This is a genomic window from Hymenobacter lapidiphilus (assembly GCF_013377885.1).
Taxonomy (GTDB): Bacteria; Bacteroidota; Bacteroidia; order Cytophagales; family Hymenobacteraceae; genus Hymenobacter; species Hymenobacter lapidiphilus.
In genome coordinates, this window is the sequence record NZ_JABKAU010000013.1 from 56,251 (window position 1) to 80,217 (window position 23,967).

Consider the following 23,967-nt stretch of genomic DNA (forward strand, 5'->3'; position numbering starts at 1 on the left):
GGTGGCGACCAGAGGCCGGTTGATTGGGCGGTCAGGCCACCAACTCGCCGCGCTCTTGCAGCCAGTCGAATATAAGTTGGTCGACGGCCGATACCTGGGGGCGGTGGCGGTAGGTGAGCCAGACTACCTCCTCGATTTCGGCGGCGGGCTGCAGCGTGCCGGTGTAGGTGGCGGCGTAGAGCGTCATCTGTACCAGCACGTCGGGGGCGTGGCCGTGGGCGGGGGCCGTGAACACGCCGCGCGGCTGCAGGCTGGCCGGGTCCAGGGCCACGGTCAGCTCCTCGCGGATTTCGCGGAGGAGCGTCTGGGCATCGGTTTCGCCGGGTTCGCGCTTGCCGCCGGGCAGGTAGTAGCGGTCTTTGCCCCGGCTACGGGTGCTCAGTATGCGCCCCTCATGCAGGTGGAGCCAGGCGATTTTGTCAATCAGCGGCATGGGGGCGGGTTATTGGCACCGCACCACGAAGTACGCGGCAACGGCCACCAGTGCCACCGAGCCGAAACGCAGCGCCAGAAACACCCAGGCGGGCAGTTCAGGTTTTTTGGGAGGGTAGGGCATGGGGGTAGGGGAGGGGTGGGGAACTGATGTTACGTGGTTGTTGCACGCTGTAGGGGCGGGGCTTGTCCCCGCCCGCCGTTGAACGATGGTCGTTGAAACGGTGCGAACGGCGGGCGGGGACAACCGCAGGACAGCGAAGCTAAGCCCCGCCCCTACAGCGTGCGATAGAAGGTGTTACTTGTCAGCATGACGGCCTTTCTGGCTTATACCGCCGCCGCTGCGGGCATGGTTTGTAGCAGCCACTGGTAGAGCCGGTCCACGTCGGCTTTGCGGAAGAGCTCGGTGCCGGGGTTCATGGTGGCGGCCGTGCCGCAGGCCACGCCCAGGCGGGCAGTTTCGCGCAGATTGCGGCCCTCGCTCAGGCCGTGCACGAGGCCGGCCACCATGCTGTCGCCGGCACCCACGGTGCTGCGCTTTTTCACGGAGGGCGCGGGCACGTAGTCGGCGCCCGCGGCCGATACGATGCAGGCACCCTGCGGCCCCATCGACACGACGACGATTTCGCACTTGCCCTCGGTTACCAGCTGGCCGGCAGCCCCGGCTACGGCCTGGCTGTCGAGCTCCTCTACGCCCACCATTTTGCTTAGCTCACCCACGTTGGGCTTGGCCAGGTACACGCCCGCGTCGAGTAGCGCCAGCAGGGCCGGGCCCGAGGTGTCGGCCACCACTTTCACGCCCAGTTCGCGGGCGGCGTGGGCAATGCGGACCAGCAGCTCGGGCTCGACGCCGGGCGGCAGGCTGCCGCTGATGACCAAAAACTCGGGCGGCTCGGGAAACTCCTGCAGCGCCTGTAGCATCTGCTGCTGCTCCTCGGGCCGGAGCGGCGTGCCGGGCATGCCGAAGCGGTACTGCTGGCTGGTGGAGGCATCGACCACGATGAAGTTCTCGCGCGTCCAGCCCTCTACCTCAATGGGCCGCTGCTCGATGTGCTCCTCGCTCAGCAGCTGGCGCAGCAACTGGCCGCTGGGGCCGCCCACCGGAAACACGGCCACCGAGTCGGAGCCCAGCCGCCGTAGCGCCCGGCTCACGTTGATGCCGCCCCCGCCGGGCTCGAACTTAGGCGCTTCGCAGCGCAGCTTGTGGTCGGGGATGATGTGGTCGGCGGTGGTGCTTTTGTCAACGGTAGGGTTGAGCGTGAGCGTGACGATGCGAGGCATAAGCGAAGGAATGAAAGAAAATGAAGAACGACGTAGGGGCGGGGCTTAGCTTCGCTGTCCTGCGGTTGTCCCCGCCCGCCGTTGAATGACTACCGTTGGAGCGGTGCGAACGACGTAGGGGCGGGGCTTGTCCCCGCCCGCCGTTGAACAACCACCGTTGAACGATTACTATTGAAGTGGCACGACGTAGGGGCGGGGACAACCGCAGGACAGCGAAGCTAAGCCCCGCCCCTACGTCGTGCTTGAAATGCGTAACTCGTACCAACGGCTAAACATAGCACGGGTTTTCGCGTCTAGCATAGAGCCACCACGTTGGCCACCCCCAAACGGCGGCGGTATCATCCCTTTTCCCTCCTATCCTTATGATGCTGATGCGTCCACTACTCCTCCTAACGGGCCTGCTGCTGACCCTCGCGCCCCGGGCCCAGGCCCAACGAACCATTACCGGCTCTATCCGCTTCGAGGGCACCGTGCGCGACTACCGCCTCTACGTGCCCAGGACCTACGATGGTACCAAACCTGTGCCGCTGCTACTCAACCTGCACGGTTTCGGCTCCAACAACGTGGAGCAGGAGCAGTACGGCGACTTTCGCGCCATTGCCGATACGGCTAACTTTCTCGTTGTGCATCCCAACGGTACGGTTGGCCCCAACAACCAGCGCTTCTGGAACACCTTTCTGCCCTACGCCGCCGGCGGCCCCGACGATGTGGGTTTTCTGAGCGCCCTCATCGACTCGATTAGCGACAAATACCGCGTTAATCCGCAGCGCCTGTACAGCACCGGCATGAGCAACGGCGGCTTTATGAGCTACGAGCTGGCCTGCCGGCTCAACAGCCGCATTGCCGCCATTGCTTCGGTTACGGGCAGCATGATAGCCAGCCACCTTGATGCTTGCACCCCCGTACGGGCCGTACCCGTTCTGGAAATCCACGGCACCGCCGACGGCACCGTACCCTACGAGGGCAACGGCCTGTTCGTGCCCATTCCGGAGCTGGTGGCGGCTTGGGCCCGGCGCAACGGCTGCAACCCCACGCCCGTCATCACCCAGGTGCCCAACACCAACACCACCGACGGCAGCACGGCCGAGCGGCAGGTGTTCAGCGGCGGCCGCAATGGCAGCGTAGTCGAGCACTACCGTATTATCGGGGGCGGCCACACCTGGCCCGGCGCGCCCGTCAACATCGGCGTAACCAATCGGGATATCGACGCCAGCAAGGTGGCTTGGCAGTTTCTGCGCCGCTACCAGCTCAGTGGGCTGGTAACGTCCACGACAGCGGTGGCGGCCCGTACCAATTCGGCCGAGCTGCTGCTGGCTCCCAATCCGGCGCGCAGTCAGGTAAGCGTCCGCTCGACGCTGGGGCCGCTGGAGGTTGGTCAGATGCGCGTTTCCGACGCGGCGGGGCGCACAATACCCGCCAGCTTCCGGCGCGGCCCCAACGGTGAGTTGTTGCTTTCCACCGCTGGTTGGGCCGCCGGCAGCTACTGGCTGCAGGCCGAAGTAAAAGGTCGCACCCTGTACCAGCAGCTGCTGAAAACGGCAGAGTAAAGCCGGGTACCGGTGACTGGGATGGCATCAGAACGTCATACTGAGCTTGCCGAAGCATCTCTCCCGCTTTGTTGGACTACTATTGCAACGAAGCGGGAGAGATGCTTCGGCAAGCTCAGCATGACGTTCTTTGTAGCAGTAAAAGAGGATTATCGGAGCCTTGCGCCAGCTAGGGCCCCGTCCGCAACTTTCTGACTATTCCCTTCCCAATTACTTATGCCCGACTTGTCCCTGCGTACCGTGGAGGTGACGCGCTATGTGATTCCGCTGCGTGAAGGCGGCTCGCTGCCCGCGCTGGTAGAAGCCGACGATAATTTCATGTACGTGCTCAAGTTTCGGGGAGCGGGGCAGGGGCTGAAGGCGCTGATTGCCGAGCTGGTGGTGGGCGAGCTGGCCCGGCAGCTGGGGTTGCGCATGCCCGAGTTGGTATTTGTCGAACTGAACGAAGCCTTTGGCCGCACCGAGCCTGACGAGGAAATTCAGGATTTGCTGCGCTTCAGCACCGGCCTCAACCTGGGCTTGCACTTTCTGGCCGGCGCCGGTACCTTCGACCCGCTGCTGCTCGATGTGGAGGCCCGGCTGGCCTCGCTCATTGTGTGGCTCGACTGCCTGACGCTGAACGTGGACCGTACTGCCCGCAACACCAACCTGCTCATGTGGCACCGCGAGCTGTGGCTCATCGACCACGGCGCGGCCCTGTACGTGCACCATGCCGGCGCCGGCTGGGCGGCACCCAAGCCGCGCCCGTTTTCGCAGGTGAAAGACCACGTGCTGCTGCCCCAGGCCACCGAGCTGCCCTGGGCCGATGCCGAAGGCCGCGCCCGTCTCACGCCCGCCGTTATCGGGGCCATTGTAGCCCTGGTGCCCGACGACTGGCTGCAGGAGCCCGACCTGAGCCCCGAGGAGCAGCGCGCCCAATACGTACAGTTCCTGACGGCCCGCCTGGCCGATTCTGCCACCTTCGTTGCCGAAGCTGAAGCCGCCCGCCATGCACTTGTTTGAGTATGCCGTGCTGCGGGTGGTGCCCCGCGTAGAGCGCGAAGAATTTATGAATGTGGGCGTGATTCTGTACTGCGCGTCGCAGGGTTTCCTCGAAACCCGCTGCCAGCTACCCGAGGCGCGCCTGCAGGCCTTTGCCGGCCCGACTCACGAACTCGATTTCGACGACCTGCGAGCCCGCCTGCGCGCTTTCGAGCGAATTTGCGCCGGCCGGCGCGAGGGCGGGCCCATCGGGCAATTCGCCGTGGCCTCGCGCTTCCGCTGGCTCACGGCCACCCGCAGTACCGTCGTCCAAACCTCGCCCGTACACCCCGGCCTCTGCCACGACCCAGCCGCCACGCTCGAACAGCTCTACCGGCAATTGGTGGGTTGATTCTCCACTCTCAAAAATGCCCCGTCCCCGCTGCTACCTACTATGGATAACGGCGGGGACGGGGCATTTTGAGAACAAACGCGTTCTATAGCTAACTCGAGTTGCGGGATACGGCTGTCGGCACGGTGTAGGGGCGGGGCTTGCCCCCGCCCGCCGTTGAACGGCACGAAAAAAAGGCAACCAGAGATACAAAAGTGCTTCGTTCTAGCGGCGGGCGGGGGCAAGCCCCGCCCCTACACCGTTCCTGTATCCTACCCTGCAACCTGAGCTAGCTAGACCGAAGTTTGTGGGGCCAGCTGCTGGAGCATGCGTAGCAACAGCCCGTACAGCTCCCGTAGCTGTTCCGGCTCTATTACGGCCCGCTCCAGGTGGAAGCTGAGCAGCAGCGGCGCATCCGCCGCATCCGAGTCGGGGGCCAGCGTGAAACGGGCCGCCGGGTGGCGCAGCAGCGTCTGGTGCACGGCCGGGTCGGCCAGCAGCCGGCGCAGGGTGTTGGCGTCGTTGGTGGTGATAATGAACGTCTGGTCCAGCTCGGCATAGCCCAGCTCCACGTCCTCCAGGCCCAGCAGCTTGCCGATTTCGTGTACCCAGTCCTGCTCGTGCAGGGCGAAGCGCAGGGCCGACTGGCCGGGTACCACGGCCCGAAGAGTGGTCAGCTCGTAGCCGCCCTCGAAGCCGCCGCCCAAATCTATGTCCAGCTCCAGCCGCACGCGATAGGGTGGCTGGCAGAGGTCGGCGCGGTAATCGAACAAATCGGGCTGGCGGGCCATATCGGCCGCTACCTGCGCCCAAAGGGCCGGCTCGGAGTCGGCGGTAAACGTGCGAACGGTTTCCATAAGCAGAAGTCAGGCAGAGAGTGGAAGAGGCCCGTTCTTCCTACTCCGGAGCCAGCGCAAGGGTTGTGCCCGGCCGCTGGCTACAGGTGCAGTCCCAGCCGAAAGCCCACCGGCAGGTAAGCGCCCGCGTGGCCGTAGTCGCTGCTCGTAGTGGCAAACTGCGGGCTTGGCGTGGTGGTTCGGGAAGTGGCCTGCCGCAGCCCCAGGCCCAGAAAAACATCCAGGAAGAAGGGGGAGCCGGGCGCTTCCAGTTGGTGGCCGAGCACCAGCGTGGCCCCGTACCGGTCAACGGTTTCGGTTTGGTTGCGGAGGCCGTACTGGTAGTAGTAAAGGCCATCCGCAGCCAGCTCCGGTTGCCAGCTCGGGGACTGAAAATCTAGGCGGAAATGCTGGTAAGCCAATCCGTAGGCCAGGTAGATGCCCGCCAGTGGGGTAGGGTGGGCACCAAGGTAGAAGCGGTGTTGCGCCGCCAGCCCAAAGCCCCGCACCCGGTCGGTATTCCCCTGGTGTCGGTCCGAAGTCAGCTCGCCGACTGGCCCCCGGTAAAGTTGCGGCGTGAGCACCACCGTCTGCCGGCCGCCGGATCTGTCCAGGCTTCTTTCCAAGCTGAAGTGGTAGCCGCTGGCCAGCAGCGGCACCCAATCGACGGACAGCCCCCAGGTGCGCCGGGGGGCATCGGAAATCGGTAGGCCCGGCTGCTGAGCCGTACCCGATTGGCCCCGCGCCTGCGCCAGCAGCCCCAGGCTCAGCAGCCCCATCCCGAGCAGTCGTTTCATTTGCTGGTCGGGCTGACGGCCAGCTTGCTCAGGGGCGTAAGCTGGCCGTTGCGGTAGCGGTATTGGTACAGCCCATCGGGACCAATGGCCAGCAGCAGCCCGCGGTGCGGAATCACATCGGACACATTAACCGGGAAAACCTTGGGGGCCGACAGCATGGGCGTGTTGCTGGTATCGAACACCTTGAGCTCGTTTCTGTCGCACACGAATAACAGCGTGCTATCAATGCCCAGGCCCATGGGGTGCGTCATGGGGTAGATATTAGCCAGGCGCGGGGCAGCCAGATTGGTCAGGTCTACTACCTGCAGCTGGTTGGCCCCGCCGCCGCAGCTACGGCCGTCGCGCAGCGTTACGTAAGCATAGCGCTCATCTACCACCACGGGGTCGCAGCTGGCCACGTGCTCGTAATAGGCCACCTGTTTGGGCTGCGCGGGCACGCTGGCATCGAAGATGAACATGCCGCGCTGGGTGCCCAGAAACAGGTAAGGGGCCCTCGGGTAAATCGTTTCGATACCCAGCCCCAGCGGCACCACCTGCCCGCGGGCCGGAGCCGCCGGGTTGGCAAGGCTGAACAGGCGGAGACTCTGGTTATCCACCACGAAGAGCGTGTTGTTGAGCACCGTGAAGCGGGCCAGCGAGCCGCCCTTTCCGTTGTCGGAGGCCAGGTTGGGGCTGGCGTCGTTGCTGGCAGTGCAGGCCGAAAGCAGCAGGCTCAGCAGCCCGGCGGCCAGCCCGAAAGAATAGGAAACGTGTTTCATCGGACCCGGGAATTAGAGTTTCTGCCAGCCGATTACCACGGCATCGGCGGGACGGTTGGCTGCTTGGTATTGCTCGGGCACGGTGCCGGTTTCGGGCATGGGCAGCTCCGGCACCGCCTCCCGCAGCCGGTGCACCAGGTTTGGCTGCTGCATGTCGCGCATGTCAAACGTCAGCAGGTCGGAACCGCTGTCGGCGTAAAGCAAAGAGCCCTGCATGGCCACATCCACATTGCCCGGAATGCGCAGAAAGGCCACCGGCCGGGGCTTGGTCGGGTCCTGGTTGTCGATGATGTGTACCCCCTCGTACCGCTCGTTAATGAGCAGATAGAGGTCGCGAAGGTAGATTTTGCCGGTGTTGTGCAGCTCACGGGGCGGCAGTACGGCCACGGCCTGCTCCAGCTGGCTGCGGGCCATCAGCTGGGGGCGGTAACTGGGCAGCACAATCGGCTCGCCGGGATTTACCATGGGGCAGGCCGTCAGGCCCATCAGCAGGCTGATGCCCAGCAATAAGGAGTAGCGTTGACGCATAGCTTCTTGGCGTGAAGTGGTATGCGCAGGAGTGCAGCCAAGAGCGAAAAGGTTGCAAGCATAGGCCGCTGAATTACTGCCAAGAGTCAATCAGAACGTCATGCTGAGCCTGCCGAAGCATCTCTACCGCTTCGTTGCAGACGCAATCCAATGAAGCGGTAGAGATGCTTCGGCAGGCTCAGCATGACGTTCTGATTGACTTTCCGAACAGCTTCTTATACAGAACGGCATGTATTAGAGGGAAGATCTTCTAGTAGCCGCGACGCAGCGTTACTTCGTTTTCCAACGGTTCGCCCCGCTGCCAATGGCTCAGGTTGCGCAGAAACACCTTGATGCGGTCGGTCTCTTCCTCTGGGTAGCCGCCGCCGCTGTGCTGCGTGAGCAGTACCTGCGGCAGACCCCAGAGCGGGTTATCGGACGGTAGGGGCTCCTGGGCCGTTACGTCGAGCACGGCCCCGGCCAGGCGGCCGGCCTGCAGCGCCGCCAGCAGGGCAGGCTCATCGGTGGTCGAGCCTCGGCCCACGCTGGCATAGAGAGCATGTGGGGGCAGGGCCGCCAGAAAATCAGCCGATACGTAGCCGATGGCGCTGCCCGGCAGGCAGTTTACCACAATGTCGGTGGTGGGCAGGGCAGCCAGCACTTCGGCTTGCGTATGCAGCTGGGCTTGCGGGTCGGTGCGGGCCAGAAACTGCACCGTGCACCCAAAGCCGCCAAGCTGCTCGGCCACTGCCAGCCCAATGCTGCCGCGGCCCAGTACCAGCACCCGCCGGCCCCGCAGTAGCCCCAGCCGCTGCCGAAACGCGCTGCCTTCCCAATGTCGGCGGGTTTGCCATACGGCCAGTTGGGGCAGGCCGCGCAACAGCGCCAGCAGCCCGGCCACCATGGTTTCGGCGCAGGGCCAGGCAAACAGGTCACCCATGTTGGCCACCGCAAAGCCGGGCCGTAGCTGCTGGTACTGGTCAATACCAGCCGAATCTATCTGCCAGAACCGGAGTTGGGGCGGCAGCGGCGTGAGCCAGGCGGCGGGTGGGTTGCCCAGCAGCAGCCCGGCAGTTTGCAGCGCGGCCGGCGGCTGGGCACTGTGCCGGTCGGTGGCGAAATGAATGTCGAAACCGACGGGGAGCCCTTGGGTAAGCTCGGCGCGGGCGGCAGCCGAATAATCAGAATACACAAACAGAAGCATAGGCTCCTATACTACCCGTAACAGCTGCGGGGTTGCACCGACCAGGGTGGTGGACTCTAGTTTGACGAGGTGGGGAGTGGGGTGGCGGGTTGCGAGGCGGCGGCAGTAGGCTTGATGTAGGTGTCGAGCCAGGTATTCATCTGCGCCAGCAGCTGCATCAACGATTCGCGGGCCGTATAGCCATGGGTTTCGCCGGGTAACGTAGCGTAGTTCACGCTTGTGCCCCCCAGTCGCTGCAACTCAGCATACAGCTCTTCGGTGCGAGTGGCGAGGCCCGCCGGTAAGCCGTCGAAACCGGCGGGCATTACCAGTAGCGGCCGGCGCAGGGTGTCGGGCAGGCCAAAAGGAGCCAGCGGGACACTTGCGTAATCCAGTCTGAATTCGGTTGGTACGCCCTTTTGCTCCTCGCCAAGTAGCCTTACTTGCGCCGACTGGTTGTGCAGGCCGGGCAGCGCAATACCAGCCTTAAACAGGCGCGATTCGGCCAACAGGCTGGTAGCGAGAGAGGCCCCCGGACCCTGCCCCAGCACGACTACCCGGGCAGTATCAATGAAACCCATTCGGCGACCCTCCGCCAGCGCTGAGCTGGCTGCCTGCATAATTTTCTGGGCATAGGCAGCCGGAGTGGCGGCGTTGCTGGCCGATGGTGCCGGCAAGGGCACGCCCTGCAACACGGCGTATCCCTGGGCGGTCCAGTATAGGGGCGAGCCCCAGTTGTAGCGGGCAAACGCATGCTGAGAGCCACGCATCTGACTGATGCCGGTACTGTCGTAGAACATGGTAGTGCCTACTTCCATAAGCGTTGGCAACGGCCCATCGGCGGCTTGGTAGCCGGCCGGTAGATACAGCGTCGCCGTAACCGCCCGCCCATCGGGCCGCTGGTAGCGCAGCGGCTGCACGCGCGGCAGGCTGCCCAGGCCCGCGTAGGGGTCGGCAAATTGGGTGATGGCTACCAGCTTTGGGCCGGTACGCAGGTGGTAGTTGGGGGGCTGCTGATCCGATTCGCGCTTCGTGATGAAACTTCGCTTCACCGGGTCGAGAATGAGAACGGGCTGCTCGTAGTAAGGCGCTTCGGAGCGCCACCAGCGCTGGCTGGCGCGGGTGCGCACGCTCAACTCATCTATAAAAGGCCGGTCGCCTTCAGACGATGCCCCGGTCCCGAAAAGGTATATGCCTGTACCACTGCGGTCGGTGAGCAGCACGGGGCGGCCCTGCGCGTTAGGGTGCAGCACCGGGGTGCCCGGGTGGGCATAGGCATTCCGCTCCGGGTATTCCAGCAGTGGTTTCTGCAGGGTTTTGGTCAATATATCCAGGGGCCAGACAAACTGTCTGCGGTCCTTCAGGCGGGTGCCTTCTACCAGCACCAGCTGCTCGCTGCCCCAGTATATGCGCTGGAAGCGTGCCGGAAGCGCAACCAGCTCGCGGGCCGGCTCTTCGAAGGGAGCTGCCAACGTCAGGAGCTGGTCGCGGATCGGTGCGGCCTGGGCGGGGTTGCCGCCGTCGCGGGCTTCTACCCAGAACAGTGTATTCGGAACATCTTCGCGCCAGGCGAACTCACGCGGGCCGGTTGGTACGGCCCCCAGGCCCTCGGGCAGCGACTCGACGGCGGGCAAATCGGCCAGCTGCTTATCCAGCAGCCCGTCCATGGCCAGCACCTGCACCCGCTGCGGAAAACGGTCGAGCGACAAGGTGGTGGGGTAGGGGCGCCGGTAGCTGCGCACCAGCACAAAGCGCCCATCGGGCGAGGGCGAGGCCTGGGCAATCAGGCCCGGCTGGCCCAGCGGAGCCATGCGCCCATCGAGGCCCACCCGCACTACCTGGCTGAGGACATAATATCCCAACATCTGCTCTTCGAGCGGGGTTTTAACGGGGTATTCGTAGCGGCGTCCTGCCTCAGCGGGCGCCGCTATCGGGGCGGCTCCCCGTCCGCCTACTACGGCCCGTACTACCAGGGTTTTGCTGTCGGAAACCCACTCATAAGGAATCCCCAATGATCCGTTCAGGAAAATGTTGGGTACCAGCCGCGCCGAGGCCGAAACTACATCAACTACCCAGAGCTCCAGGTGGTCGCGGGTGCTGTGGGTGAAGGCTATTTTAGTGTTGTCGGGCGACCATTGCAGGTTGCTAATGCGGGCGTTGGCCGGTAGCCCCTGCACCAGTAGCTCCAGGCCTTTGGGCAGCTGCCGCAGCCGCAAGGCCCGCACATGGGCCATGCGGCTGCGGCCGGTAACGGTGGTGTTGATGCGTAGTCCGGCAAGGCGTAGTTCCGGCTGGCTTTGGTCGAACACTGTGGGGCGCTCCTGCATATCGAGCTGCAGCAGCCACTGGCCATTGGGCGAGAAGCTGGCCCGGGGCATGGGTGGCGCATCGGCCAGCGCAACAAGGGGGCGCGGCGGCAGCTGATAAGGCAGTGTCTGGGCCGAACTATGGCCTACCGTCAGGGCGCTCAGCGCCAGCGTTAAAATATGTACTCTCATCGAAAATGCCACTCACCAGGATACAACTGCAAAAAACGGCACATTTCACCAGATTTGCTAACGCATCTAATAAATAGCTATCAATCATGTTATTATAGAAGGATGAATACGCATTTGCTAAAACCAAAAAGCCCCGTCAGGATGACGGAGCTTTCAGGGGTAAGATAACAAGTAGGATTTATCTGCTATTTCGTTGGTCTGCGAAATGGGCGGGCCATCAGTTGGGCAACTGGCCCTGAAAGGCAAATGCGGTAACCGGGCGCCGCTGCCGTGGCGCCTGCTCACGGCTCAGGAAGGGCTCCTCCAGCTGTTCGGCCTGGCCCAGGTAGCCCAGGGCCAGCATTACTACCGGCTGCAGATCATCGGGCAGGCCAAACGCTGCCCTGGCTTTATCGGCCTCGAAACCGCCCATAAAGTGGCCATGCAGGCCCAGGGCCGTGGCCTCCAGAATTAGGTGGCTGTTGGCCATGCCCAAATCGTGGAGGGCAGCGGCATTGGCTTGCCCATTTGAGAAGGCAGTTTTGGTGAGAGCCAACATAAGCACCGGCGCTTGGCGGGCCCAGGCTTGGTTGCCAGGTACCAGGCAGTCGAACAGCTGCCGGAAGGCTGTCTCATCGGCGCGGTGGGCATAAATGTAGCGCCAGGGCTGCTCGTTCATGGCGCTGGGCGCCCAGGCGGCTGCTTCGAACAGCTGCTGGACAGCCTGCTCGGGCACGGGCCGGTTGGCAAAGGCGCGGGGGCTCCAGCGCTGCCGGATAACATCGAGAACGGGGGCGCTGGTGGCGGCCAACCGGCTTGCAGCAGTTTGGTTGCTCATGGATTTGTAAAAAACGATATGCTTGATTTCGTTGCTGAAGTCCTGGTGCAGACTTCTTCGCTTCCTGGTACCAACTAAAGGATTCCAGGAAAAACAGCGCAATAACAGTTATTTAAGCGGTTTTACGAAGAATATACGGCAGCGTAGAAACGAAGGAGCTGAAGTATTGTCGTGGCTGATGCCGCTTATGCAGCACCGTCTCTCAACAACGATATTCCAGCTGTTGCTGCTCTATAACGCAACGGGTAAGCTGTTTGCGAAATTGCTGGTAGCGCGTATCGTCGCTTACTGCATCGGCACCTCCAGCAGCAGCAACTGAGCGGCCGAGTCGGCCCTGATGGACACCGATTCGGTTTCCCACAACCCCAACCCGTCGCGGCGTTGCAGGGGGTGGCCGCCGACGGTGACGGTACCTTCGAGCACAAATACGTACAGGCCGTTGCCCGCCTTTTTCAGCTGATAGTCGGCCGCGTAGGCCGCGTCAAAATCAGCTAGGTGAAACCAGGCATCTTGCTGAATCCAGATGCCCGAATCGTCGGGTGAGGGCGAAACTACCTGCTGAAACTGGTTGTGGCGGTCCTCCGTCCGAAAGCTTTGCTGGTCGTAGCGGGGCGCTACATTGCGCTGGTTCGGAATAACCCAGATTTGGAGGAATTTCACTTCCTCGGAGTGGCTGTGGTTTTTCTCGCTGTGGGCAATGCCCGTGCCGGCACTCATCATCTGCACGTCGCCGCTCCGGATAATGCCATGGCTGCCGGCATTGTCGCGGTGCTCCAGCGTACCACCGAGCGGGATGCTGATGATTTCCATGTTGTCGTGGGGGTGGGTGCCGAAGCCCATACCGCCAGCCACAGTGTCATCGTTTAGTACGCGCAAAGCCCCGAAATTCATTCGTTGAGGGTTGTGGTAGCCACCAAAGCTGAAGCTGTGGTAGGAGTTGAGCCAGCCATGGTTGGCGTGGCCCCGCGAGTCGGCCGGATGCAGAACGGTTTTCATAAGACAGAATTCAGAAGGTTATTGATGTAAATATATGTACATACATCTATTATTCCTAAATAGTTTTCCTGACCCACGCACTGCCGGCTACAACTCGCCAATCATCAAAGCTCCTGTATCGTACAGCGGGGAAGCTACGCCGCGGGGCCTCGGCTGCTATCGTCAACATGCACTACTCATTGTGAACAAGGCAGCCGGTTTGCGTACTTTGCCCGAGCCGTTTTCTCTGCCCGATGCTTCAGTTTCCGTCTGTGCCCGTTGTTTCGCGGCTTGCACCCACGCCCAGCGGGTTTCTGCACCTGGGCAACGCGGTCAACTTCACCCTCACGTGGCTGCTCACGCGCCGGGCCGGCGGCACGCTGCACCTGCGCATCGACGATCTGGACCGCGCCCGGTTCCGGCCTGCTTACCTCGATAACATCTTTCGAACCTTGGAATGGCTGGGCCTCGACTACGACCAAGGCCCCAGCGGCCCCGCCGAGTTCGAGCGCTACTACTCGCAGCAGCAGCGCCTGGCCGAGTACGAAGCGGCGTTGCAGGCTGCCCGCACCGCCCACCCGACCCTGTTCTACGCCTGCCGCTGCTCGCGCACTGAACTGGCGCGCGCTGCCGCGCCCGGGGGCCATTACTCCGGCACCTGCCAAACGCTGGGGCTGCCTTTCGAGGCGTCGGGCCTTGCCTGGCGGGCCCGCGTGCCGCCCACCACCGCCATAATATGGCCTGATCTGGCGCAGGGCCCGCAACTAGTGGCGCTGGCCGAGGAGTTGGGTGATTTCGTGGTGCGCAAAAAGGATGGCATGGCAGCTTACCAGGTGGCTTCGGTGCTGGACGACCAGCGGCTGGGTGTAAACTTCATCGTGCGCGGCCAGGATTTGCGTGCCAGCACGGCGGCCCAACTGTGGCTGGCCGAAGTATTGCCGGGTCAGGCGGGCTTCACGCGCACCCAATTTCTGCACCACAACCTGCTACTCGACGCTGCCGGTCAGAAGCTCTCCAAATCAACCCAAACCAGCCAGCAGCGCGGTATTCTGGCTGAAGGTGCGGCGCCCCAGGTGGTATACCGCGCCGTAGCTACACTGCTGGGGCTGCCGGTCGGGGCAGGCGAGTCGTTGGCAACACTGCGGGCGGCTCTACCAGAGCAGAATTCGCTTTAGGATACCAGCCGTTCTTACAAAGAAAAAGGCCTTTCCCGATTGGAAAGGCCTTTTTCTTACGGCAACCGTAACTGCGAAACAGCTTATGAGACTAAGCGCTTAGTTGCGGGTCATGAGTAGGTTGCTGCCCAGTTCCGAACTGGGGATGGGCCAGATGTAGGCCATGGCCGATGGCAGCACGGCCGGTACCACGCTTTTGGCCGGAATGGGCTGCAACAGGCGCATAATGTCGTTGTTGCGCAGACCTTCGCCAAGGAATTCCAGCCGGCGCTCCAGCAGAATGGCATCAACCAATGAGAAAGTACCTGTAAAAGTTGCGGCCGTGTACGCATCGGAGCCGGCGCGCGTGTGTACGGCGTTCAGCAGCTCCAAGGCCCGAGCACTCGTAAGTCCTTCGGTGCGGGCCAGCGCTTCTGCCAGATTCAGCAATACTTCCGAGTAGCGGATAACCGGGGCATTATCGGTGTAAGGAGCGGCCGAGGTGCCGCCGTTGCGATACTTGGTGAGGTAGGTGGTAGTGCCTACCCAGGTGGTGAAGCTCGTCAGGCGGGCATCGGTGGCTTTGAAACGCGTGTTGGCAATAACCCCGGCCGTATTGAGGTTGTACTCGCCGTTGCCGCCCTGGGTGGGGGGCAAGTAATAGAAAGCCAACTGATTCTGCGTGCCTGGCTGGTCCTGGGCCGTGAACGGAGACGATAAAATGCTTTCTACGCCGTTCTGCTCCGAGGTGAACACCGCCGCAATAGAAGAATTCAGGGCGTGCGCAACTCCGCTGCTAGCCCTTTTCCGGGAAGGATTGGTGGCTGATTAATCAAGAAATCTATAAGAGGCGACTTACCTCAGTTCCTTCTTGAACTCTTCGGCCCAATGGTCGGCGAGGCGGGTGGGCTCGGGCAGCTTATAGCCGCGCAGGCAGGCCAGCGTGAGGCGGGTGGCAGTGGCCTGGTCGCAGCGGTGGCCGGGGCTCACGAACAGCGGCTTCACCTTGTCTTTGCTACGGATGACCTGGCCCAGTAGCTCGCCGTTTTTGTCGGTGAGCGGCGTGATGCTGCCTTTGGTGAGGGCTGGCTCTTCATAAACGCCGGTGAGTCGCTGCTTGGCTACCCCAAATGTGGGTACATCGAGCTCTACGCCCAGGTGGGCCGCAATACCCATGCGGCGCGGGTGGGCAATGCCGTGGCCGTCGACCATGATGATATCGGGCTGGCGGCGCAGCTTTTCGTAGGCTTGCAGCAGGTTGGGCGCTTCGCGGAACGAGAGCAGCCCAGGAATGTAGGGCAGCGGCACGGGCCCGACGTGGTACACTTTTTCAATGAATCCCAACGACGGCAGCTCCAGCACCACGAACACCGACAGCACCGTGTCGGGCGTCGGAAACGAGGAGTCGCAGCCGGCAATGTAGCGCAGCTCCCCAGTAGGCGGCTCCAGGCGGACCTGGTTGCGCAACTGGTCCTGTAATTGGGTGAATTCGCGCACCAGTTGTGGGTCGGGGGCGGGGCCGGGAGGGCGGAAGTAGGCCATGCAAGGAAGGAGTCGGGGTGAACCGGGTGTACTGCCGGGGCGGGTGCGGGGTTGTGTGCGCAGCCGCGGTTGAGCAACGGCCCGATAACCTGCTCCGGCGTAGTCCGTTTATGCAATGGAAAAACAGCCTTCTGATTGCCATGCCTAAGCCCGAACAACCCGCCAGCACCGGCAGTGGCCCGCATTTCGAGCGGCGCTACTGGGTAGACGTGCAGCACCCACGCCAGCCGGCCGACGCACTGCTCCGCCATATCGAGTGCCATCTGCCCGATTTCTCCTCCGATTTGCTGGCCGACTTCGAGAAGTCGAGAGGCACGGAAGATTGCCTAGCGGTGGGCGACGAGTACCGCATTAAAATTCTGGGCCCCTGGAATGGTGAGGTGCGCGTAACCGAGGTGGGCGCGGATTTTTTTGAACTGGCTACGCTGGAAAACCACCCCGAAGCCGGCCGCATCCGCTTCTCGCTGCGGCCCCACGCCACGCTGCCCGATACGGTGCGCTTCGAAATCCACTCCTGGGCCCGCTCGCGCGACGGGCTGGTAGCCTTCGCCTACGACACGCTGGGCCTGGGCAAACGCGTACAGCAACAAACCTGGGAAGTTTTCTGCCAGCGGGTAGCCGATTTCAGCGGTGGTCTTTTGCTGGGGCCGGTGCAGGTGGAAACGATTAAAGAGGGGGAGGGACAAGTGGACTGAGTGCGTGCAAAACGGGTCATGCTGAGCGTAGTCGAAGCATGACCCGTTTTGCACGTTTCTCACGTTCATCCACACTCCTTACATTACAGCCATGACCACTCGCACTGCCCTTACTGCCCGCCAGCAGGCCCGCCTGGCTGCTTACACCGATACGGGCTATAATTTCGACCCCGAGCGGCTGGCTGATTACACTGTCGCCACGGGCTGGCGCGTGGACGACTACGAAACCGAGCTGCCAGCCGAAGCGCCCGGCCCACCGGCATCGCATGGCTCCTGGGCTGCTGCCCGCGAAGTGCTGCGCCGCTACTCGTTTCCTCCGCCCGGCCTCATCAGTGGTATTTTTCTGCCCGACCAGCCCCTGGAGCAGCGCGTGATGGTGCTGCAGGCCCGGTTTCTGGGCTTCTCGTTTTGGTTTGGTGTGCGCATCGGAGGGGTAACCGACGAAGTGCGGCTGCTGCCAGACGAAAGCCAGGAGCAGGTGTGGGGCTACAACTACCGCACCCTCGAAGGCCATTTCGAGCGGGGGCAGATTGAGTTCATGGTGCACAAAAACCTGCGTACCGGCCGCGTATGGTGCCACATCCATGCCGTGTCGCAAACCGGCCGCATCCGCAACCCCTTCTACTGGCTGGGCTTCCGGCTGTTTGGACGGCCGTTGCAGGTGCGCTTCTCCCGCCAGTCGCTGCAGCGGCTGAAGGCGCAGGTGGAGCAGATGCTGCAGGAAGGCTGGAACGCGCCGGACGCGGCCGGGCCGGTAATCAAACCGATTTCAGCCAACAACGAGGCGCAGGAGCAGTTGGACAAGAATGGGTAGGGTGCGGGGCTTGTCCCCGCCCGCCGTCAGAACAATAGACTGAACGGCTGGTCTGGCGGCGGGCCGGGACAAGCCCCGCACCCTACCTGTTCACACTAAATGTTCTCTGCTGGCTCGCCGCCGTTTATCATGGCCGATACTACGCCGGGCTCATCGGTTACCTCAGACCGGAAAACGCCCACGATATGGGCTGCCACGAAGGCAATAACGGCGTACATGGTGTACTCGTGAATGGTTTCGGATACCTCTTTAATGGGTTCCAGGTAATCTTCGAACACCAGTGCCAGGCCCGTAACCACCATCACGGCTAGAATAATGTAGAACGCGCGGTAGCTGTAGCGTACCCAGCGCGCCTTGGTGGCCCCGGCCTCGCCCCGTGCCTCGCGGGCCCTGATGGCCGCCAGTTTGGCCGCCGTGCGCTGGCTGCCGCGCTGCCGGAAGCTCACAACCACCCGGAACGCCAGCAGGCAGGAAATGGCAATGCCCACCCAGATGTGCCAGTCCCAGATGCGGTGGGATATAATGCGGGTGAGGCCGCGCAACTCCGTGGCCGGCAGGTTTACGCCTTTCTCGGCCAGCACCTGGCTGAACTCGGGTGCCAGCGTCTTCACCTTCACAATGACGAACATAAACAGAATCGTCATCAGCTGAAACAGCACCAGGCCCGAGTTGGACCAATGCCAGATGCGCAGACCCAGCGAGTTATGCCTGGGGCCGGCATTGGTGGTTGAAGTAGTAGAAGCAGACTGAACAGAGGCCATAATGTGCGCAGAAGAAGGAAGTAACTATTTGATCGGGGAAGGTACGTCAGGGCCGGCATATTTTTGGGCGCAGGCTTCCCAAACCTGCCGCCGCATAACAATTAACAGCTGGCTGTGGTTATACACCCTACGCCCGGGGCCCACTGTCCCGGCTGCTTATTCCTTTTGATATGACCTCAGCCCAAGGCTACGCCGCCCCCGCCGCCAACGAACCCCTCGCTCCCTTCAGCTTCGAGCGCCGCGACGTGGGCCCCCACGATGTACGCATGGACATTCTGTTCTGCGGCGTCTGCCACTCCGATATTCATCAGGCCCGCAACGAGTGGGGCAGTTCGATGTTCCCCATGGTGCCCGGCCACGAAATCGTAGGCCGTGTAACCGAAGTCGGTGCCCATGTAAAGCACTTTAAAGTAGGCGACCTGGCCGGCGTCGGCTGCATGGTGGATTCGTGCCAGCACTGCGCCGAGTGCAACGAGGGCCTAGAGCAGTACTGCGACAACGGCTTCGTGGGCACCTACAGCGCCAAGGACAAGGACGGCTCCATCACCCAGGGCGGCTACTCGAACAACATCGTGGTGACCGAGAAATTCGTGCTGCGCGTGTCCGATAAGCTTGATTTGTCGCGCGTGGCGCCGCTGCTCTGTGCTGGCATCACCACTTGGTCGCCGCTGCGCCAGTGGAACGCCAAAAAGGGCGACCGGGTAGCCGTAATCGGCCTCGGCGGTTTGGGCCACATGGCCGTGAAATTCGCCGCCGCTATGGGCTGCGAAGTAACGGTGCTCAGCACCTCGCCCGATAAGGAGGCCGACGCCAAAGCCCTCGGCGCCCACAAGTTTGTGGTAACCAAGAACGAAGGCGCGATGAAAGACATCAGCAACTACTTCGATCTGATTATCAATACCGTATCGGCCCCCATCGACCTGATGCCCTACGTGGCCAGCCTGCGCCTCGACGGCACCATGGTGCTGCTCGGCGTACCGCCCGAGCCGGCCCAGCTTCACGCGTTCAATCTCATCAGCAAGCGCCGCCGTATTGCCGGCTCGCTCATCGGTGGCATCCAGGAAACTCAGGAAATGCTGGACTTCTGCGCCGAGCACAATGTCATGAGCGACGTGGAGGTTATCAACATCGACTACATCAACGAGGCCTATGAGCGCATGATGAAGTCCGACGTGAAGTACCGCTTCGTAATTGACATGGAGAGCCTGAAAGGATAACGTAATTGGTTGATGGGCCTACGAAACCGCCTGTCATCCTGAGCAAAGCGAAGGACCTTATTACGCCAGAACGAGCCGTTGTTACGGTTAATCGGGCATGATAAGGTCCTTCGCTTTGCTCAGGATGACAGGCGGTTTCGTGTTTCTCTGCCTTCTAAGTCCTTACAACTTCCCGAACACGTACGAATCGGCTTCCACGTAGTCGTTAGCGCGCATCTCTAAAGATTTTACGCGGCCGTTTTCTACCACAAACTTGGCCGGCAGTACGCCGAACACGAGGTCGGAGTAGGTGGCGCGGAATTCCTGGCCGTCCATGTAGTCGAGGGTGGCGGTGAGGCCGGGGTGGGTGGGCAGCGTCACGAGCAGCTGCTTGCCTTTCTGAGTGACTTGGATGCGGCCGAACAGCGCGTTGTCGAACTCACCCACGTAGGCTTTGAGCGGCAGCGGAGCCTTGGCTTTTTTGGCCACGCGGGCAGCCAGGGCCAGCGTGGGGTCGGGACCGGCGGCTAATTCGCCGGCGCGGCGGCGGGCCAGCAGTTGGGCGCTTCTATCAATGTAGGGCACGCCCAGGTAGGCGTCGAGTAGCTGGTAGCGCAACGCCTCAAAGAAGCTCTGGTTGTCGTTGTTGGTGAGCACGGCCAGGCCGAGGCCCGCCTCGGGTACGAAGCACACGTTGCTCACCTGCCCCGACGCGCCGCCCGTGTGCCAGTACACCTGCCGGCCGTTGTAGTCGGCCGACTCGACGCCCAGCGCGTAGGTCACGAAATGGGTTGGAAACAGCGGCGACTTGCGGCTGCTGATGATGGTGTTGGCGTCGCGGGTTTTGCGTAGCGCCGCCCAGGGCAGCACCTGCCGGCCCTCGTAACGGCCACTATCAAGCTGGAAACGCAGCCAATGGCTCAGGTCGCTCACGTTGGAAGCCATGCTGGCGCAGGGGCCCATATTGTCCCAATTGTCAAACTGCACCCTGGCCAGCGGCCCGAAGGTGTTGGAGTAGGCCGTGGCAATGTTGGGCTGCTTGGCAAACTCCAGCGACGAAACGAACGTGCTTTTCATGCCCAGCGGCTGGAGCAGATTCTGGCGCACGTAGTCCTCCCAGCTCGTACCGGTAACGGCCGGAATCACCTCGCCGGCCGCCACGAAGCCCGAGTTGCAGTAGCCGTAATCCTTGCGGAACTCGCGGGTGGGCTGCATCAGGCGCATCCGGCGCACAATGTCGGCCCGCTCCAGGTTGGATTTGAAGAAGCTGAAGTCGCCCTGAAACGTCTTGAAGCCCAGGTGGTGGCTCAGCAGGTCGCGCACCGTTACGAGTTGGGTACTGGTGGAATCGTAGAGCCGGAAATTGGGCAGGTACTTGGTTACGCGGTCATCGAGGCTGATCTTCTTTTCGCCATCTAGCTTGGCCAGCGCCGTGCCGGTAAACAGCTTGGTGTTGGAGGCAATCATAAACAGCGTCTGGTCGTCTACGAGAGCCGGTTTGCCCACTTCGCGCACGCCGTAGCCCTTCTGCACCACTGTCTGCCCGTCCTTTACCACCACCACGGCCAGCCCCGGAATGTTCCACTGGCGCATCCCGCGCCGCACGTAGCTGTCGAGGCTGTCGGTGAGGAAGCGGTTGGGCGTTGTCGGCGGCGTTGTCTGCGCTTGGGTTGCGGTAGCCGCGCCCAGCAGCAGGGCAGCGGCAGTCAGTCGGAGGAAAGTAGGGGTAGGCATTGAGGGGCTGGTGGGATTTAGGTCTGAAAGAACGTCATGCTTCATCTGGCGTCCGCGAAGCCGAAGCTTCTCTACCGCTTCGTTGTAAAAGTAACGTCTGATGCTGGGGTTAAGATAGAACGACGTAGGAGCGGGGCTTGCCCCCGCCCGCCGTCCGAACGTTTATCGTTGAAGCGGCACGAATGGCGGGCGGGGACAAGCCCCGCCCCTACGTCGTTCTATCTTAACCCCAGCTACTCTTTCTCCACCGGAAACTCAAACTCGCCCTCCAACGTGAAGCGCCGGGCGCCTCGGCCCACTTCGCACACCTGGCAGCGGAAGGTGCCGCGTAGCCAGTGTCGCTCGGCATTGACACCCGTAATCACTACCTGGCCGGGGTTGTCGGAGCACGATTTGGAGTAGGCCGATATAGCCCCGTAGCGGTAGGAGGCGTCGCGGTTGCGGCCACTCAGAATTTCCTGGAACTTGTAGGTGTCGACTTTGATGGGAAACCGGTCGATGATGATATTGAGGCCCTGGCCGTCGGGGTCATCGGCCCGCACAATGTTGAGGCGCAACGCCCGGTCTTCGCTGAGGAAAAAGCGCGAACTAAGTGTATCAGCGGGTACATTTTTGCCGTCGATGCGCAGCGTGAGGTGGCGGATGGGTGCTGCCGGGGGCGCGGGAGGCGTAGCGGGGGCGGCTCCCAATAACGGCAATAACAACAGTGGAAGAAAGCGTTTCATGAAAGCGGGCAAAACAAGAATCAGCCCAGAAGCTACGGAAAAAGCAGCTGTTGCCTGCTGAACGATGTAGAGACGCAATGGTTGGAGTCTCGTCGTTAGCTTCGCTGAACTACGCTTGCCGACCGTTCTGTGCTGCCGTTCAACGACGAGACTCCAACTATTGCGTCTCTACAACCGCACGCCGAACTTCTGGCCCAGGCTTTCCAGGTCGCGCAACACCGGGTCCAGCAACGGAATACCGTCCAGCAGGCGTATGGCGGCGGTTTCGCGCTCCGGGTCGCCGGGGATGAGCACGCGCTGGCCGGGCGTGGCGCGGGCGGCCCGGAAGGTGGTAATCCAGTTGTCCATATCGGCCTTGAACTCGGCGGCGGGCCGGAAGGCATCGACCCGCATGGCCCCGAAAAAGTGGCCCAGACCCTGTCCCACGGGGTTGGCGGCCGGCTGCAGAAAGGCCACGAACGGCGGCACCCAAGGCCCGTAATTGGCCCCGCTCAGCACGGCCGAGAAAATATCGACCACCGCGCCCAGCCCGTAGCCCTTGTGCGAGCCGGTGGCCCCACCCAATGGCAGCAGCGCACCGCCGTTTTTCACGGCGTTGGGGTCGGTCGAGCCCGCACCGGCCGCGTCCTGGGCCCAGCCTTCGGGGATGGGCTGCTGCTTGCGCTGGGCAATTTCGAGCTTGCCGTTGGCGGCGGTGGTGGTGGCCATATCGAGCACGAAATCGGGCTGCTGGTCGGCGGGCACGGCCACGGCAATGGGGTTGGTGCCCAGCAGCCGCTCCAGCGAATGGGTGGGCGCCACCAGGGGCGAGGCGTTGGTCATGGCCACGCCAATCATGTCGTGGGCCAGCGGCAGCATGGCGTGGTAGCCGGCAATGCCGAAGTGGTTGGAATTCTTCACCGAAACCCAACCGGTGCCCACCTGCCGGGCCTTCTCCATGGCCACGCGCATGGCCCGCGGCCCCACCACCAGCCCCAGGCCCCCGTCGCCATCCACCACGGCCGTGCTGGGCGTTTCATACGTGACGCCCACCCGGGGCGTGGCGTTGATGCGGCCGGCTTCCCAGAGGCGCACGTAGCCGATCAGCCGGGCCACGCCGTGCGAATCCACCCCCCGCAAATCAGCCGACAGCAGCGTTTCGGTGGCCAACGTGGCGTCCTCCTCTGGACAGCCTATGGCCCGGAATACAGATTCAGCAAAGGCGAAAAGCTGCTGGTAGGGGAAGGTAGTGGTGGTCATGGGTAGGGAGGATGAAAGAACGATGTAGGGGCGGGGCTTGCCCCCGCCCGCCGTTTGCACCGTTTCAACAATTCTGTTCAATGGCGCGAATGGCGGGCGGGGGCAAGCCCCGCCCCTACGTCGTCCAGAGGTTATAACATTTCGGCCAGTAGGCCTTCCTTCAGAGCGTAAGCCGAGGTGCGGATGCGGGTCAGGCCGGTTAAGTTGAGCACGTAGTCAATCAGCACCGAGGCCACCACCAGCATATCGGCGCGCATGGGCAGGATGCCGGGCAGGGCTTGGCGCTGGGCGTGGTTGAGGCTGAGGAGCTGGTTGTAGCTGTGACGGAAGCTGCTGAGGGTTAATTCGGTGCTCGGCGGCAGCTCGGCCTCGGCGCGTAGCTGGCCCAGCTGCATGTCGGCCAGACTGTCAAAACTGCCCGAAGCACCAATCAGGCTCACCGGCGGGAACTCGGCCAGAGCGGCCGTTAGCGGGGCCAGCGCCTCGGCCAGATACTGCTGCTCGGCGGCAATGGCTTCGGCGGGCATAATGCCGCTGGGCTCCGGAAAAAATCGGTCGAGCAGGCGCTGAGCCCCGATTTCAAAGCTTTGCTTCCAAAAAATAGTGGTGTCGTTGGCCAGGATGAACTCCACCGAGCCGCCGCCGATATCCATAATGAGGTGGCGCTCGGACCCCAGCGGCACGGCTTGCCGCACGCCACCGCAAATCAGCTCTGCCTCCCGGTCGCCGCCAATCACCTCCACCTGAATACCCGTCTGCTCGAAGATATCCTTGACCAGCTCGGGGCCGTTTTCGGTCACGCGCATGGCGCTGGTGGCCGTAGCCCGCACGTCGGTTACCTGGTGCAACTCGATTTCCTCGCGGAAGCCCAGCAGCGCGTGCAACGCCCGCTCGTAGGCCGGCTCGGCAATGCGGCCCGCGCTGATGCCGCCTTCGCCCAGCCGCACGCCTACCTTGGTGCGCAACAACGGGCGCGGCGCCGTCCGGCCGTCATCGGCCAGCTCCACAATCAGCAGATGAAACGTGTTGGTGCCCATGTCAATCAGGGCAAGGCGGCGGTGGCTCATGGCTGGACTGTGTTTTTAGGATGCTTAATGGACGGTGTAGGGGCGGGGCTTGTCCCCG

General features: G+C 62.7%; 24 protein-coding genes. 7 read left to right on the top strand and 17 right to left on the bottom strand.

Annotated features, from left to right (window positions below; genetic code table 11):
• Window positions 1–31 precede the first annotated feature (31 nt).
• Both HW554_RS09030 and HW554_RS09035 read right to left on the bottom strand, forming a co-directional pair.
• Window positions 32–433, bottom strand: a complete 402-nt coding sequence (locus tag HW554_RS09030; RefSeq protein ID WP_176908257.1) for an NUDIX hydrolase — start codon at window positions 431–433, stop codon at window positions 32–34.
• Window positions 434–759: 326 nt separating this feature from the next.
• Window positions 760–1,713 (bottom strand): 1-phosphofructokinase family hexose kinase, encoded by a 954-nt coding sequence (locus tag HW554_RS09035; protein WP_176908258.1) that lies wholly within the window; start codon window positions 1,711–1,713, stop codon window positions 760–762.
• 371 nt (window positions 1,714–2,084) lie between these two features.
• On the opposite strand from HW554_RS09035, the gene HW554_RS09040 reads away from it, so the two are divergent.
• The 3 genes from HW554_RS09040 (at window position 2,085) to HW554_RS09050 (ending at window position 4,632) form a co-directional block, all read left to right on the top strand.
• Window positions 2,085–3,260 carry an extracellular catalytic domain type 1 short-chain-length polyhydroxyalkanoate depolymerase gene (locus tag HW554_RS09040; protein ID WP_176908259.1) on the top strand — a complete coding sequence of 392 codons (1,176 nt, stop codon included), beginning with the start codon at window positions 2,085–2,087 and terminating at the stop codon, window positions 3,258–3,260.
• Window positions 3,261–3,476: 216 nt separating this feature from the next.
• On the top strand, window positions 3,477–4,262 hold the full coding sequence (locus HW554_RS09045) for a HipA family kinase (RefSeq protein ID WP_176908260.1): 786 nt from the start codon (window positions 3,477–3,479) through the stop codon (window positions 4,260–4,262).
• Window positions 4,249–4,632, top strand: a complete 384-nt coding sequence (locus tag HW554_RS09050; protein ID WP_176908261.1) for a DUF3037 domain-containing protein — start codon at window positions 4,249–4,251, stop codon at window positions 4,630–4,632. Before HW554_RS09045 ends, HW554_RS09050 begins: the two co-directional genes overlap by 14 nt.
• A 272-nt stretch (window positions 4,633–4,904) precedes the next feature.
• Here HW554_RS09050 and HW554_RS09055 read toward each other — a convergent pair whose 3' ends face one another.
• The 8 genes from HW554_RS09055 to HW554_RS09090 form a co-directional block, all read right to left on the bottom strand.
• Window positions 4,905–5,468, bottom strand: coding sequence for a hypothetical protein (locus HW554_RS09055; protein WP_176908262.1), 564 nt, complete (start codon window positions 5,466–5,468; stop codon window positions 4,905–4,907).
• Window positions 5,469–5,548: 80 nt separating this feature from the next.
• Window positions 5,549–6,244, bottom strand: a complete 696-nt coding sequence (locus HW554_RS09060) for a hypothetical protein (protein WP_176908263.1) — start codon at window positions 6,242–6,244, stop codon at window positions 5,549–5,551.
• Complete coding sequence (locus HW554_RS09065; RefSeq protein WP_176908264.1) at window positions 6,241–7,002, bottom strand: LVIVD repeat-containing protein; 762 nt, start codon at window positions 7,000–7,002, stop codon at window positions 6,241–6,243. The genes HW554_RS09060 and HW554_RS09065 overlap by 4 nt, the downstream gene beginning before the upstream one ends.
• A gap of 12 nt (window positions 7,003–7,014) precedes the next feature.
• On the bottom strand, window positions 7,015–7,530 hold the full coding sequence (locus HW554_RS09070) for an LVIVD repeat-containing protein (RefSeq protein ID WP_176908265.1): 516 nt from the start codon (window positions 7,528–7,530) through the stop codon (window positions 7,015–7,017).
• A 250-nt stretch (window positions 7,531–7,780) separates the two neighbouring features.
• Window positions 7,781–8,701, bottom strand: coding sequence for an NAD(P)-dependent oxidoreductase (locus tag HW554_RS09075; protein ID WP_317170859.1), 921 nt, complete (start codon window positions 8,699–8,701; stop codon window positions 7,781–7,783).
• A gap of 68 nt (window positions 8,702–8,769) precedes the next feature.
• Window positions 8,770–11,190: a S9 family peptidase gene (locus HW554_RS09080; protein WP_176908267.1), complete on the bottom strand. Its 2,421-nt coding sequence runs from the start codon at window positions 11,188–11,190 to the stop codon at window positions 8,770–8,772.
• A gap of 217 nt (window positions 11,191–11,407) precedes the next feature.
• A complete protein-coding gene (locus HW554_RS09085; RefSeq protein WP_176908268.1) occupies window positions 11,408–12,007 on the bottom strand; it encodes a nitroreductase family protein in 600 nt (199 codons plus the stop codon).
• A gap of 285 nt (window positions 12,008–12,292) precedes the next feature.
• Complete coding sequence (locus HW554_RS09090) at window positions 12,293–13,003, bottom strand: pirin family protein (RefSeq protein WP_176908269.1); 711 nt, start codon at window positions 13,001–13,003, stop codon at window positions 12,293–12,295.
• 251 nt (window positions 13,004–13,254) lie between these two features.
• On the opposite strand from HW554_RS09090, the gene HW554_RS09095 reads away from it, so the two are divergent.
• On the top strand, window positions 13,255–14,157 hold the full coding sequence (locus HW554_RS09095) for a glutamate--tRNA ligase family protein (protein ID WP_218134666.1): 903 nt from the start codon (window positions 13,255–13,257) through the stop codon (window positions 14,155–14,157).
• 99 nt (window positions 14,158–14,256) lie between these two features.
• Here the strand turns inward: HW554_RS09095 and HW554_RS09100 are convergent, their stop codons facing one another.
• Complete coding sequence (locus HW554_RS09100) at window positions 14,257–14,892, bottom strand: RagB/SusD family nutrient uptake outer membrane protein (RefSeq protein WP_176908271.1); 636 nt, start codon at window positions 14,890–14,892, stop codon at window positions 14,257–14,259.
• Window positions 14,893–14,991: 99 nt separating this feature from the next.
• A complete protein-coding gene (nfi, locus tag HW554_RS09105; RefSeq protein WP_176908272.1) occupies window positions 14,992–15,678 on the bottom strand; it encodes a deoxyribonuclease V in 687 nt (228 codons plus the stop codon).
• Between the two features lie 140 nt (window positions 15,679–15,818).
• On the opposite strand from nfi, the gene HW554_RS09110 reads away from it, so the two are divergent.
• Window positions 15,819–16,373, top strand: a complete 555-nt coding sequence (locus tag HW554_RS09110) for a DUF1990 family protein (RefSeq protein WP_246285164.1) — start codon at window positions 15,819–15,821, stop codon at window positions 16,371–16,373.
• Between the two features lie 91 nt (window positions 16,374–16,464).
• A complete protein-coding gene (locus HW554_RS09115) occupies window positions 16,465–17,187 on the top strand; it encodes a DUF1990 domain-containing protein (RefSeq protein ID WP_176908273.1) in 723 nt (240 codons plus the stop codon).
• Window positions 17,188–17,282: 95 nt separating this feature from the next.
• Here HW554_RS09115 and HW554_RS09120 read toward each other — a convergent pair whose 3' ends face one another.
• Entirely contained in the window at window positions 17,283–17,948 is a 666-nt protein-coding gene (locus HW554_RS09120) for a cytochrome b/b6 domain-containing protein (RefSeq protein ID WP_176908274.1), read from the bottom strand.
• Between the two features lie 170 nt (window positions 17,949–18,118).
• On the opposite strand from HW554_RS09120, the gene HW554_RS09125 reads away from it, so the two are divergent.
• Window positions 18,119–19,165: an NAD(P)-dependent alcohol dehydrogenase gene (locus HW554_RS09125; protein WP_176908275.1), complete on the top strand. Its 1,047-nt coding sequence runs from the start codon at window positions 18,119–18,121 to the stop codon at window positions 19,163–19,165.
• A gap of 162 nt (window positions 19,166–19,327) precedes the next feature.
• Here the strand turns inward: HW554_RS09125 and HW554_RS09130 are convergent, their stop codons facing one another.
• The 4 genes from HW554_RS09130 to HW554_RS09145 all read right to left on the bottom strand — a co-directional run bounded on the left by HW554_RS09130 (window position 19,328) and on the right by HW554_RS09145 (window position 23,909).
• On the bottom strand, window positions 19,328–20,878 hold the full coding sequence (locus HW554_RS09130) for a serine hydrolase (protein WP_176908276.1): 1,551 nt from the start codon (window positions 20,876–20,878) through the stop codon (window positions 19,328–19,330).
• Between the two features lie 233 nt (window positions 20,879–21,111).
• Entirely contained in the window at window positions 21,112–21,603 is a 492-nt protein-coding gene (locus HW554_RS09135; protein WP_176908277.1) for a hypothetical protein, read from the bottom strand.
• 168 nt (window positions 21,604–21,771) lie between these two features.
• Window positions 21,772–22,842: an Ldh family oxidoreductase gene (locus HW554_RS09140; RefSeq protein ID WP_176908278.1), complete on the bottom strand. Its 1,071-nt coding sequence runs from the start codon at window positions 22,840–22,842 to the stop codon at window positions 21,772–21,774.
• Window positions 22,843–22,973: 131 nt separating this feature from the next.
• Window positions 22,974–23,909, bottom strand: coding sequence for a Ppx/GppA phosphatase family protein (locus HW554_RS09145; protein ID WP_176908279.1), 936 nt, complete (start codon window positions 23,907–23,909; stop codon window positions 22,974–22,976).
• Window positions 23,910–23,967: the final 58 nt, after the last annotated feature.

Excerpts from the sequence above, each read along its gene's own strand:
- HW554_RS09080 (WP_176908267.1), bottom strand. The coding sequence starts at position 11,190 with ATGAGAGTACATATTTTAACGCTGGCGCTGAGCGCCCTGACGGTAGGC.
- HW554_RS09040 (WP_176908259.1), top strand. The coding sequence starts at position 2,085 with ATGCGTCCACTACTCCTCCTAACGGGCCTGCTGCTGACCCTCGCGCCC.
- HW554_RS09115 (WP_176908273.1), top strand. The coding sequence starts at position 16,465 with ATGACCACTCGCACTGCCCTTACTGCCCGCCAGCAGGCCCGCCTGGCT.
- HW554_RS09145 (WP_176908279.1), bottom strand. The coding sequence starts at position 23,909 with ATGAGCCACCGCCGCCTTGCCCTGATTGACATGGGCACCAACACGTTT.
- HW554_RS09050 (WP_176908261.1), top strand. The coding sequence starts at position 4,249 with ATGCACTTGTTTGAGTATGCCGTGCTGCGGGTGGTGCCCCGCGTAGAG.
- HW554_RS09090 (WP_176908269.1), bottom strand. The coding sequence starts at position 13,003 with ATGAAAACCGTTCTGCATCCGGCCGACTCGCGGGGCCACGCCAACCAT.
- HW554_RS09035 (WP_176908258.1), bottom strand. The coding sequence starts at position 1,713 with ATGCCTCGCATCGTCACGCTCACGCTCAACCCTACCGTTGACAAAAGC.
- HW554_RS09060 (WP_176908263.1), bottom strand. The coding sequence starts at position 6,244 with ATGAAACGACTGCTCGGGATGGGGCTGCTGAGCCTGGGGCTGCTGGCG.
- HW554_RS09110 (WP_246285164.1), top strand. The coding sequence starts at position 15,819 with ATGCCTAAGCCCGAACAACCCGCCAGCACCGGCAGTGGCCCGCATTTC.
- HW554_RS09140 (WP_176908278.1), bottom strand. The coding sequence starts at position 22,842 with ATGACCACCACTACCTTCCCCTACCAGCAGCTTTTCGCCTTTGCTGAA.
- nfi (WP_176908272.1), bottom strand. The coding sequence starts at position 15,678 with ATGGCCTACTTCCGCCCTCCCGGCCCCGCCCCCGACCCACAACTGGTG.
- HW554_RS09045 (WP_176908260.1), top strand. The coding sequence starts at position 3,477 with ATGCCCGACTTGTCCCTGCGTACCGTGGAGGTGACGCGCTATGTGATT.
- HW554_RS09135 (WP_176908277.1), bottom strand. The coding sequence starts at position 21,603 with ATGAAACGCTTTCTTCCACTGTTGTTATTGCCGTTATTGGGAGCCGCC.
- HW554_RS09065 (WP_176908264.1), bottom strand. The coding sequence starts at position 7,002 with ATGAAACACGTTTCCTATTCTTTCGGGCTGGCCGCCGGGCTGCTGAGC.
- HW554_RS09120 (WP_176908274.1), bottom strand. The coding sequence starts at position 17,948 with ATGGCCTCTGTTCAGTCTGCTTCTACTACTTCAACCACCAATGCCGGC.
- HW554_RS09030 (WP_176908257.1), bottom strand. The coding sequence starts at position 433 with ATGCCGCTGATTGACAAAATCGCCTGGCTCCACCTGCATGAGGGGCGC.
- HW554_RS09055 (WP_176908262.1), bottom strand. The coding sequence starts at position 5,468 with ATGGAAACCGTTCGCACGTTTACCGCCGACTCCGAGCCGGCCCTTTGG.
- HW554_RS09085 (WP_176908268.1), bottom strand. The coding sequence starts at position 12,007 with ATGAGCAACCAAACTGCTGCAAGCCGGTTGGCCGCCACCAGCGCCCCC.
- HW554_RS09125 (WP_176908275.1), top strand. The coding sequence starts at position 18,119 with ATGACCTCAGCCCAAGGCTACGCCGCCCCCGCCGCCAACGAACCCCTC.
- HW554_RS09070 (WP_176908265.1), bottom strand. The coding sequence starts at position 7,530 with ATGCGTCAACGCTACTCCTTATTGCTGGGCATCAGCCTGCTGATGGGC.
- HW554_RS09130 (WP_176908276.1), bottom strand. The coding sequence starts at position 20,878 with ATGCCTACCCCTACTTTCCTCCGACTGACTGCCGCTGCCCTGCTGCTG.